The sequence below is a fragment of the Flavobacterium sp. N502536 genome, assembly GCF_025947345.1.
In the GTDB taxonomy this organism is placed as follows: Bacteria; Bacteroidota; Bacteroidia; order Flavobacteriales; family Flavobacteriaceae; genus Flavobacterium.
Window position 1 is genome coordinate 2,350,979 of record NZ_CP110011.1, and the last position, 12,212, is coordinate 2,363,190.

General features: G+C 37.6%; 7 protein-coding genes. 5 read left to right on the top strand and 2 right to left on the bottom strand.

What is annotated here, in order from left to right:
* Nucleotides 1-78: 78 nt before the first annotated feature.
* Nucleotides 79-1,365, top strand: a complete 1,287-nt coding sequence (locus OLM61_RS10290) for a UDP-N-acetylmuramoyl-tripeptide--D-alanyl-D-alanine ligase (protein WP_264526243.1) — start codon at nucleotides 79-81, stop codon at nucleotides 1,363-1,365.
* Nucleotides 1,366-1,962: 597 nt separating this feature from the next.
* Here OLM61_RS10290 and OLM61_RS10295 read toward each other — a convergent pair.
* Nucleotides 1,963-2,796, bottom strand: a complete 834-nt coding sequence (locus OLM61_RS10295) for a triple tyrosine motif-containing protein (RefSeq protein WP_264526244.1) — start codon at nucleotides 2,794-2,796, stop codon at nucleotides 1,963-1,965.
* Between the two features lie 77 nt (nucleotides 2,797-2,873).
* Nucleotides 2,874-4,832, bottom strand: coding sequence for a hypothetical protein (locus OLM61_RS10300; protein ID WP_264526245.1), 1,959 nt, complete (start codon nucleotides 4,830-4,832; stop codon nucleotides 2,874-2,876).
* Nucleotides 4,833-5,177: 345 nt separating this feature from the next.
* Here OLM61_RS10300 and OLM61_RS10305 point away from each other — a divergent pair, with 345 nt between their 5' ends.
* The 4 genes from OLM61_RS10305 (at nucleotide 5,178) to OLM61_RS10320 (ending at nucleotide 12,210) form a co-directional block, all read left to right on the top strand.
* Nucleotides 5,178-8,288 carry a SusC/RagA family TonB-linked outer membrane protein gene (locus tag OLM61_RS10305; protein WP_264526246.1) on the top strand — a complete coding sequence of 1,037 codons (3,111 nt, stop codon included), beginning with the start codon at nucleotides 5,178-5,180 and terminating at the stop codon, nucleotides 8,286-8,288.
* Nucleotides 8,289-8,303: 15 nt separating this feature from the next.
* Complete coding sequence (locus tag OLM61_RS10310) at nucleotides 8,304-9,812, top strand: RagB/SusD family nutrient uptake outer membrane protein (RefSeq protein WP_264526247.1); 1,509 nt, start codon at nucleotides 8,304-8,306, stop codon at nucleotides 9,810-9,812.
* A 343-nt stretch (nucleotides 9,813-10,155) separates the two neighbouring features.
* Nucleotides 10,156-11,577 carry a glycoside hydrolase family 30 protein gene (locus tag OLM61_RS10315; RefSeq protein WP_413614376.1) on the top strand — a complete coding sequence of 474 codons (1,422 nt, stop codon included), beginning with the start codon at nucleotides 10,156-10,158 and terminating at the stop codon, nucleotides 11,575-11,577.
* A 78-nt stretch (nucleotides 11,578-11,655) separates the two neighbouring features.
* Entirely contained in the window at nucleotides 11,656-12,210 is a 555-nt protein-coding gene (locus tag OLM61_RS10320) for a hypothetical protein (RefSeq protein WP_264526248.1), read from the top strand.
* Nucleotides 12,211-12,212 lie beyond the last annotated feature (2 nt).

A 12,212-nucleotide genomic window follows, 5' to 3' on the forward strand; every position in this document is an offset into this window, starting at 1 on the left:
AATTCCAACTGATTTACTCAGCTTTTGGAATTTGGAATTTTTTTATTGCTTAATTTTAATATGTAAATATTTTTATAAATGAATATCCAGGACATTCATAGCTTGTTTTTAAAATGTAAATCAGTTTCAATTGATACCCGAAAAATTGAGAAGGATTCTATGTTTTTTGCTATTAAAGGTGAAAATTTCGATGCCAATACATTTGCTGCACAGGCAATAGAATTAGGCGCTTTATTTGTTGTTATTGACAATGCGGCTTATGCTATTGACGACAGAACGATTCTCGTTGAAAACAGCCTGGAAACGTTGCAGGAATTGGCAAAGTACCACAGAGCATACTTAAAACTTCCTATTATTGCCCTGACCGGCAGTAACGGAAAAACAACGACCAAAGAGCTTATCAACGTAGTGTTGTCTCAAAAGTATAAAACCAAAGCCACTGTTGGGAATTTAAACAACCATATTGGTGTTCCGCTAACCTTGTTGTCTTTTACAAAAGATACCGAAATTGGAATTGTCGAAATGGGTGCAAATCACAAGAAAGAAATTGCTTTTTTATGTGATCTTGCACAGCCGGATTTTGGTTATATCACCAATTTCGGAAAAGCACACCTCGAAGGTTTTGGCGGTGTTGAAGGAGTGATTATTGGGAAAAGCGAAATGTACCAGTATCTGGCAAAAGAGGATAAGATCGCTTTTGTAAATCTGGAAGATCCAATTCAGATCGAGAAATCGGAGGGAATTGAGTCTTTTACCTTTGGAGTAAACAAAGCTCAGGCCAACTTAGAAATCAAGAGCATTAAGGCCAATCCTTTTGTGGTGATTGAATACAATAATTTTAATGTAGAATCGCATTTAATTGGGCTTTACAACGCCAATAATATTAATGCGGCTGTAGCGATGGGTGCTTATTTCAAAGTGGAAGACAGCGCCGTAAAACACGCTATCGAAAACTATATACCGGAGAATAACAGATCGCAGTTGCTAAAGAAAGGATCAAACGAGATTATTCTGGACGCTTACAATGCCAATCCGAGCAGTATGGCGGTGGCTATTACTAATTTCCTGCAATTGGAAAACCTGAATAAGGTGATGATTTTAGGAGATATGTTTGAGTTGGGTGATGAAAGCAGGCAGGAGCATCAACTGATTGTAGATTCGTTAGCAGATCAGGATAAATCGGTTTGTTATCTGATCGGAAAATCCTTTTACGAAACAAAAGTAAGCAGCGATAAACTTCATTTTTTTGAGACTTTCGATACTTTTGCAGCGTTCTTAAAGACCACACATTTTGCAGAAAATACGATTCTGATAAAAGGCTCCAGAGGAATGGCTTTGGAACGAACCTTAGAATTTATCAACTAACAAAAGGGGACTGTCCGAAAAGTATGAACTTTCTCTTATTATGTTATTGGTTTAAGTCTCTACTTTAGTTCGACGCGGATAAAACAGATTTACTTCGTAAAAACGCGAATGAAAACAGATTTTTTTTCCTCATTTAAAAGTTTTTTAATTTTTAGAATCCGTTTTTATTAGCGTCTTCGCGATAGCGAATCCGTCAAATCAGCGTTAAATTAAGACATTAATTTTTGCCGACCAATAAACTGCTTTTGGATTATAATTCAATCTAAAATTATTTATAAAACAAGGCTATCCGAAAAGTATGAACTTTCTCTTATTATGTTATTGGTTTAAGTCTCTACTTTAGTTCGACGCGGATAAAACAGATTTACTTCGTAAAAACGCGAATAAAAACAGATTTTTTTTCCTCATTTAAAAGTTTTTTTAATTTTTAGAATCCGTTTTTATCAGCGTCTTCGCGATAGCGAATTCGTCAAATCAGCGTTGAATTAAGACGTATAATTTTTGCCGACCAATAAACTGCTTTTGGATTATAATTCAATCTAAAATTATTTATAAAAACAAGGCTGTCCGAAAAGTAAGGACAGCCTCTTTTTGCTTTTAAATGCTCATGAGAAAACCAATCAGGTTTTCTTTTTTATTCAGTCCTAGTTTTTTCCTCAGTCGGTAGCGGGCCAGTTCGACGCCTCCTGTCGAAATATTCATAATTTCGGCTATTTCTTTCGTCGACATATTCATCAGTAAATAAGTGGACAAATCCAGCTCGCGTGGCGATATGGTCGGATACTTTTCTTTTAAGCGTTTTAAGAACTCAAAATGCACGTTTTTGATGTGTTTTTCAAGGTCTTTCCAGCTTTTGTCGGTGTTGACTTCCTTAACAATGCTTTTGTTTAATTTACTCACCTGAAATTTTGTCGATTCATCAAGAGCCTCAATGTCAATTTCTTTCAGTTTATGAATGATTCCGTTCAGGATCTTGTTTTTCTTTACTACTTGTAAAGAATTGTTCACCAGTTCTTTGTCTTTCGCCAGAATTTTGATTTGCAGTTTGTCGTTTTTTAGCTTTTCAATTTCTTTCGCCAGTTCATATTGCTCCTGTCTTGTTTTTGCATCTCTTTCGAGGTACAGTTTTCTTTGTTCAATGGTTTCGTAGTATTTATTTTTTCGGATTTTTACTTTTATTCGATTCGAAACAATATAAATCAGGATGATAAGCAATAAGAAATAAAGCATAAAGGCTAAAAAGTGCCTGTACCAGGGTGGTGAAACCGTGAAAGAAAGCGTTGAGGGTTCAGATTGTATTCCGTAACTGTTTCTGACTTTTACATTCATCGTATATTCTCCTTCCCGAAGGTTGGTGTATTCTTTTATTGAAATGGTCGACCAATTGCTCCATTTGTCATCAAAAGGCTCTAACTGATAGGAGAACTGCACGTTTTCCAGATTTTCATAGGTAGGAGAGGAGAATGTAAATCGTACATGATTGGAGGAATAGGGAATGCGGATGTTGCCTATTTTATTTGGATTGTTCCCCAGTACGATCGTGTCGCCGGGAATGAAAAACTTCGGATGAAAGCCTTAGGCTTGGTTACAAAATGAGTTAATAATTTAGAATTGTAATGTGCCAGACCATCTGTTAGTCCTATAAAGATATTCTGAGGGTCTATGGTGTTTATCGATAAATAGTTGCTCACCAGATTACCCGTTAGATTGGAGAACGGCGCAACTACATTTTTATAGGTATTGTTTTCCTTCATTAAAACCCCAAGAGATTCATCAAAAGCATACCATAAATTGGATTGCGAATCTTCGCTTAAGGCATTGATAACAGGGATGTTTTTGAAAAGCCTGGACAATGCTTTGTCCTCGATAAACAAGTTTTGCTCTTTGGAGTACAGATAAAAATGATTGTTGGATTGAAAGTATATTTTGTGATCAATTTTCTGAAGGCTTCCAATGTTTTTGTAGGCAGGAGTCAATTGGTCTATTTTTTTTATGTACGAAAAACGGGTTAGCTCATCGTTTAGTGTCATCCTGTAAATAGACGCATCTCTTTTAAGCCACAAATAAGAGTCGTCAACTTCAAAGCTGTTGGATGATTTGTCAAAGCCGTTAATCTGATTTTTGAAAACTAAACCGCCAGCTGTTTTTTCAAAAATGGCAAATCCATCGTAATTAGAACCAATGAAAAAATTAGGACGATTTGGGATTCTCTTAAAACCATAGTAGCCTTTTGAATCGATCGTACGGGTTACTTTTCCTCCATTTATGACGAGTGCCCCTCTGTTGTTTGCACAGATAAGTTCGTTTTCTATCACCTGTACATTCCAGGATTGCGCGGTTGTTCCTTCTACAAGTTTAAAAACGCCTTCTTTAAAAGTAGTATTCCAGGCGTGGTAAAAAACACCCTGATTGGTCGCCACATACAAATTACCCTGATCAATTACAGAAGCATAAACGGTACTGATGTCGTAGCTAAATCCAAAATAGGTAAAGGGGGAGTTTTCGTTAATGTAGGCAATACCGTTGTCGAGGCCAAGCCAGAGATTGTTCTTGTTGTCTACAAAAGAAGTCAGAATGGTATTGTTTTGAAGTCCTTTTTTACGGTTAACATGCTGAATGATTTTACCGTTAAAATCGCAAATAATCACACCGTCTAGGACTGAATTTAAAACAATAAAGTTGTTCTTTATAATAGATCCGCCAAGAGAATTGTTCTTTTTTACAAAATCATTGGCTTCCGTATTCCATGGTTTTACAGTGCTGTTTTCGTAGATAAATAAGCCTCTCTCAAGAGTAATGATGAGTATTTTGTTTTTCTCTAACGTATACATGCCCCAAATCTCGGTATTGTTTAAGACTTTGGTGTTGGGTAAAACATAGAGTCTATTATTACGGTACTCTAAAATACCGTGTTCTACATCCTGAAAATATAGCTTGCCGTTTACCACGAATGAAAATTGGAAACGCCCCGGGGCTTTCAGGATCGAAAGCTTTCCGTTTTTGTAGATGTAGGCCCGTGCAAAAGACTGAAAGATGATTTCATTGTTTACAGCATGAATCTTCCATATAAAGTCAATGATCTTGATTTTGTTTTTGTCTACTTTTTGAGCCAGTGAGGTATATTTAAGTCTGCCTTTAGCATTGGGTTGAAAGTATCCAAATTCATTATAGCCTCCAACAAAAATTTTGCCCGAAGCGTCAATCTTCAAACAACGAACGGAGGTTTCATTGGGAAGAGGATATTTTCGCCATGAAGCTCCGTCGAATTGCAAGAGACCATTATTGTTTGCGAAATAGAGATTACCGTTTTTATCCTGACCAATATTCCAGTTTTGTGTTCCTCCCTTGTATTCATTACGCTTGTAATTTCTTACATCGGGTAATCCAATGTTTTTAACCTGCCCGAAAAACGGAATTGCGAATAAAGTAAAAAAAGTAATAATAAAATATGATTTTATCAATTTCATGGTTTTTTAGGGTTGTTTTGGTTTTTGGTAGTTAAGTGTTTTATTTTGAGTTATTTAGGTCTGATTTTTCGCTACTATCACGATGTAGGAGCCTGTTTTTATGATAAAAATAAGCATTAAAGGGTAAGTGTAGTGTTTGTTTTTGAAATTAACATTTCGATAACATCTTAAAATAAGAATTTATTTATCTGTAAATTAGTGTTTTATAAAAAAAATGATGTGTTTTTGTATGGCAGTTAAATTTACTTTGATGTGTTTTTGTAGTGAAGTTTAATTGCTGATAGTAGAAATTTAGGTTTAGTATTGCATCAAATTACTAATTAATTAACCAAAATTTTTAGAAAAATGAAATTAACAAAATTACTTACTTTTTGTATTTCGTCTCTATTGTTTTCAGTTATCGCAATGGCACAAGATGTTACGGTAAACGGAATCATAAATGATGAAAGTGGAATGCCAGTTCCGGGTGCATCTATTTTAGTAAAAGGTACAACCAAGGCAACTGCATCTGATTTTGATGGAAAATTCCAAATACAAGTTCCTTCAAATGGAGTATTGACGATCACTTTTATTGGATATGCTCCGGTTAATGAAGCTGTAAATGGAAGAACAAAAATGACAATAAAGCTACTACCGGAATCACAGTCGTTAAATGAGGTTGTGGTAGTAGGATATGGTACTCAAAAGAAATCAGTAGTTACAGGAGCCATCTCCAGTGTAAAAGCTGCCGATCTGGAAAAAGTGCCAAATGGCCGTGTAGAACAATCTTTACAAGGTAGAGTCGCCGGTGTATCAGTAGCTGCTACATCAGGACAACCAGGTTCTGCTTCAAAAGTTCGTGTCAGAGGGGTAACTACTTTCAGAGAAGGCGGAAACGATCCTTTATGGGTGGTTGACGGTATTGCTGTAGATGCAAACGCAATTGGTTTTATCAATCAGAGTGATATCGAGTCTATCGAAGTCCTTAAAGATGCTGCTTCTGCCGCAATCTATGGTACTCGTGCGGCAACCGGGGTTATTTTGGTAACCACTAAAAAAGGAAAATCAGGAAAAATTTCGGTGAACTATAATGGTTTTGCAGGAACTTCAGCTCCGGCTAAAAGATTGGATCTGTTAAATGCAGAACAATACGGGAGAATAATGAATGATAAGTCTATTGCAGACGGTGGTGCTATCAAGTATCCTAATCCGGCATCTTTAGGAAAAGGTACAGACTGGCAGGATGCGATTTTTAATGATTCTGCTTTTAGATATACACATGAGTTGAGCATTAGTGGAGGTAGTGAAAAATCTACTTTTTATGTTTCTTTCGGAATACAGGATCAGGAAGGGATTGTTGCAACAGACATTTCGAACTATACAAAGAAAAACTTCCGTTTAAATTCTACTCATAAAATTTCAGACTATTTTACGTTCGGACAAACTTTTGGTTACACACACCAAAAAACCAAAGGTATCGGAAACACCAACAGTGAGTTTGGAGGTCCTTTAAGTTCAGCAATTAACTTAGATCCGCTTACTCCGTTAACCGTGACAGATCCTGCTGTTACAGGTACTGGTTTTTACACCAATCCAAATGCGGTTAGAGATGCAAACGGAAATCTTTACGGAATTTCTTCATTGGTACAACAAGAGATGACCAATCCTTTGGCTTATACGCAGACAAGACTGGGCGGTTTTGACTGGTCGGATGATTTTGTTGGAAACGCTTATTTGGAGGCCAACATCACAAAACATTTAAAATTTAGAACTACACTTGGTGGTAAGATCGCTTATTGGGGGAAACAAGGTTTTACTCCGATCTTCTTCTTAAATCCAAACATGAAAGAGGACCGAAACAATTACAGCCAGGACAATAACAAATCATTCTCCTGGACCGTGGAAAACACTTTGGCTTACTCTAATAAATTTGGGAATCATAGTGTAAATGTTTTGGCAGGGCAAGGTGCTTATGTGGAGAACATTGGAGGTACGATTGGGGTAACGATGTTTGGTTTGCCAATTACAAGCTACAAAGATGCGTCTTTCAATTTTGATATTCCGCAAACGGATCGTGTAAACAGAGCAAGTGATCTTGTAGAACACAAACTGGCATCCTTGTTTTTACGTGCCAATTATGATTATTTAGAAAAATATCTTTTCACAGGAATCATTCGTCGTGACGGATCAACCCGTTTTGGTGAAAATAAAAAATGGGGAGTTTTCCCTTCCTTCTCTCTAGGATGGGTGGTTTCTAAAGAAGGTTTCTGGAAAGAGAATAACGTATTCAACAGTTTAAAACTGCGTGGAGGATATGGAGTTGTGGGGAATGATAATATAGAGGATTTCAAATACAGAGGTTTGGTTGTTGGAGGATACAATTATTCCGTTGGAACTACAGGTTCAATCACAACCGGTTATGGAAACTCTACTTTGCCTAATGCCGATTTAGGATGGGAAGAAACTTCACAGACTACGGTAGGTCTTGATGCAAAGATTTTTAGCGATTTTTCTCTTACTCTCGATTACTTTAAAAAGACGACCAAAGGAATTTTAAGAAATGTGGTTATCCCGGGATATGTTGGAGTTGTTGATGCTCCTTCAGCTAATATCGCAGATATGAACAACAGTGGTTTTGAAGTTGAATTGGGCTACAGAAAAAAACTTGGGGATTTCAATTTGGGGGTTAATGCCAATTTTGCCTATTTAAAAAATGAGATTACGTATGTGGGATCTTCTACCAACTACATTGTTGGAGACGCTACTTTCCAGTCTATGGGGCCGGTAACAAGAACACAGGTTGGTCATTCCTTCAATGAGTTTTATGGTTTTAAAACAGCGGGTATTTTTCAGAATGATGCCGAAGTTGCTGCTTACAAAAATGCTGCGGGAGGCTTAATTCAGCCAAATGCAAAACCGGGAGATTTCCGTTGGACAGATACCAATGGCGATGGTGCGATTACCGATGATGATAAACAATTTTTAGGGACTAATATTCCTAAATATAGTTTTGGATTTACAGTAAACCTGGATTATAAAAACTTTGATTTCATGGCATTCGCTCAGGGAGCTGCTGGAAGTAAAATTTTCCAGGGATTACGAAGACTGGATATCCTGAATGCAAACTACCAGACAAGCGCTTTAGGACACTGGTCAGGAGAAGGAACTTCAAACGATTATCCTAGATTGTCAAACAATGACCCGAACAAAAACTTCAGCAACATGTCTGATTTTTACCTTGAAAACGGAAACTACCTGCGTTTGAAAATCGTTCAGCTTGGATATACATTACCAACTAACCTATCGTCAAAAATTGGTTCAGACAAAGTTCGTTTTTACTTGACCGGAGAAAACCTAATCACTTTTACCAAATACAGTGGATTTGATCCGGAAATTGGAGGACAGGTTTATGGTGTAGATAAAGGAGTTTATCCACAAGCCAGATCTATACTGTTAGGAGCTAACGTTCAATTCTAAAAATTAAAAGCTATTATGAAAACTATAAAATTTAAATACCTATATATTGCTGCTGCAATGGCTGTTCTTGGATCTTGTTCTGAAGATTTTGTAACCATTGATCCGCAAGGAAAATTTGATACCAGTACGTATTTTTCTAACGAACAACAATGTTACGCCGCATTAATGGGCGTGTACGATCCATTACGAAAAAACACCGGTGGTTTTGAAAACCTTCTGGCCATGTTAAATGCCGGATCAGACGATTTTTATGCCGGAGGCGGAAGTGCGACAGACGGAAATGGAATCCAGAATTTCTCTACGCACTCTCTTACTTCTATCAGTATTCCGGGAAGTTACTGGAACGATCATTACCAGGGAGTTTCCAGAGCAAACATTTTATTAGATAAACTTCCGGGCGCTACTATGAGCGAAACGGTAAGAGCCAGATTTGCTGCAGAAGCTAAAACCTTACGTGCACTTTATTATTTCAATTTAGTGAGATTGTTTAAAAACATTCCGTTGGTTTTGGTGCCTTTAAATACACAGACGATTTACGATCCGGAGCAGGTTGCACCAACTGTAATTTATGCACAAATCGAAAAAGATTTATTAGAAGCGATTGCTGCTTTGCCTAATACCGTGGTTGCCGAGACTGAAGCCGGAAGACTCAACAAAGGGGCAGCACAGGCGATATTAGGAAAAGTATATTTGTTTGAAGGTAAAAATCCTCAGGCAGCGGCTGTTTTGGCACAAGTAAATGGTACACCGGGTCAGGTAAATCAATACGGAAATAAATTATTGCCTGAATTTAGTGACCTGTGGGTGACGACCAATAAATTTAATGCAGAATCATTATTAGAAGTATCCCATACCAGTGCAGGAAATTCTGACTGGACCTTTTGGGGAACGGGTAGAGACGAAGGAAATACGCTAAACATTATGGTTGGACCAAGAGGATATTCAAGACCAACGGGTTCTACTGCACCTGATCTTCCTTCAGGCTGGGCTTTTAATGTGGCCACTCAAAAACTGTACGATGTAATGAAAGACGATCCAAGATTTGGAGCTACTATTTTAGATTTAAAAGCATTAAAAGCAGCAGGTAAGGCAAACTACATTCCGGCTTATCAGGATACCGGTTACTTCCTGAACAAATACCTTCCGAGACAGTCAGACGTTCGTACCGGTGGGGGTAATGCCGAGTTGAACTACAAACAAAATTCATATATCATCCGACTGGCGGATACCTATTTAATGGAGGCTGAGGCTTTAGGATCAGGAGCCAGAGCACAGGCATTGCTTGACGAGGTTAGAAAAAGAGTGCATTTGCCTTCAGTTCCCGTAACCTTAGCGGCTATTAAAACTGAGAGAAGAATGGAATTAGCGGGTGAAGGACATCGATTTTTTGATTTAGTACGTTGGGGAGACGCAGCCTCTGCACTAGCAGATAGAGGGTTTAACGCTGGTACAGACGAAATTTTCCCGATACCTTATACCGAACTTAATGGTACGAAGCTGAAACAAAATCCGAATTACCAATAGAGGGTTAACAAGTTCAAAAACACAAAAAAATCCAGCTATAAAGTATTCCTAATGTCGTTTTAGCATTAGAAATACCGGATAGTTGCGATACTAAAGCAACAGCAATTTCTTCGCTGATTGCAACACTACGATAACAAGCGTTGAAGGACGCTGAAAAGGAAGTTTTGAGTTAAGTTTAAGTTTGGTTGGCAATAGCCCATAATCAGTATGAGTATGGGCTATTTTTTAAATCTCTTGAGCAGTCTCGAACCATTTTTATTGAAAAGAGCTCAGTAAAAAATCAATTTTAGAATTAAAAATAATACTGTAAGAATGAGAAAAAAGTTTTAAAATACTATGTTTTTTGTTTTCGTTGTCGGCTTTCGCACAGCAGTCTAAAACAAAAAAAGAATTTACAACCAACGGAAAAAAGATAACAGTTTATACCACTGCCGAAAATTCAAATTTAAGATTGGCTTCAACCGCTAATCTGACTTTTTCATCGGCCAAACAGCCCCTTGAAATTGAGGCTTCTGTTTTTGTAGAACCGTCTAAAAAATTTCAGACTTTCATGGGAATCGGAGGAGCCATTACCGATGCAAGTGCCGAAGTTTTTGCTAAACTGCCAAAAGAAAAACAAACCGAATTTTTAAATGCCTACTACGACAAACAAAAAGGGATAGGCTATTCATTGCTAAGAACCACAATCCAAAGTTCTGATTTTAGCAGTGGAAGCTATTCTTATATCAAAGAAGGAGATAAAGATTTAAAAACGTTTTCGATTGATCACGACAAGCAATATCGCATTCCTTTAATAAAACAGGCTATAAAAACGGCCGGAGGAAAACTCACCACTTATGCAGCTCCCTGGTCGCCAAATGCTTTTATGAAAAGCAATAAAGACGTTTTAAAAGGCGGAACCTTACTGCCGGAATACTATCAGAGCTGGGCCAACTTTTATGTCAAATTTATAAAAGCCTATGAAAAAGAAGGAATCCCAATTTGGGGAACTTCTACTCAAAATGAGCCGATGGCGGTTCAGAAATGGGAATCGTGTATTTATACCGCTGAGGAAGAAAGAGACTTTATTAAAAATTTCCTTGGACCAACTTTAAAAAAGGAGCAATTAAGTAAGGTTAAAATTATTGCCTGGGACCACAATCGCGATTTAATGAATTACAGAGCAAATGTGATTTATACCGATCCCGAAGCATCAAAATATGTATGGGGAATGGGGTTTCACTGGTACGAAAACTGGTCTGGAGGAGCATCCATGTTTGACAACGTAGCAAAAGTAAATGAAGCCTATCCTGACAAAGGATTGTTGTTTACAGAAGGCTGTGTCGAAAAATTTGATGCTAAAAAATATCAATTTTGGGGCAATGGCGAACGATATGGCATTTCGATGATTAATGATTTTAACAATGGAACGGCCGGATGGACCGACTGGAACATTCTTTTAGATCAAAATGGAGGGCCTAACCATGTGGGGAATTTTTGTTTTTCACCTATTCATGCCGATACTACAACCGGAGAATTAATTTACACCCCATCTTATTATTACATCGGGCATTTTTCAAAATTCATTCACTTAAATGCCGTAAGAGTAAGTTCTGCCGTAAGCAGAAGCGCTTTGTTAAGTACGTCATTTTTAAATACAGATGGCACAATGGCAACAGTGGTCATGAATCAGACAGACAAAGAAGTGACCTACAATTTAATCATAGGTGCTGAACAGGCTGCAGTAAAAATTCCGGCACATGCGATACAAACACTGGTTTACTAGTGTGCTTTTACAATTGAGGGGTAAATCGGGTCTTCCGGATTAACCCTCAATTGATTTCAAACTTAAATCAAATCCCTTTTGACAGTAACAATGAAAAACCGAAATAAAATTTTAATTGCGCTTGTATTCGTTTTAGAATTGAGTTGTTCGTCATCCAATGATGCCGTTGTTCCTCCGGTCGTACCGCCAGTTACAGTGGCGAATGATGTCGATTTTTGGCTGACAAAAGGAGATCAGAGTGTTTTACTGGCAAAGCAAACCGGAAACTTAGGATTTAATACGATCCCTAATAGTTATCCAAACATTGAAGTAAATGCTGCCCAAAAATACCAGACCATTGATGGTTTTGGCTATACCCTGACCGGTGGAAGTGCGAGCGTCATCAATCAATTGAATGCGACAAAAAAAGCAGCACTTTTACAGGAACTGTTTGGTACCTCAGAAACAGCAATCGGAGTGAGTTACATCAGAATCAGTATAGGAGCCTCCGATTTAAATTCGGAACCCTTTACCTATGATGATATTGCTGTTGGAGACACTGATTTAGATTTGGCAAAGTTCAGCTTAGACAAAGACCGAAACGGAGTCCTTGCGCTTTTGAAGCAGATTCTGACAATCAATCCCAGATTTTAATT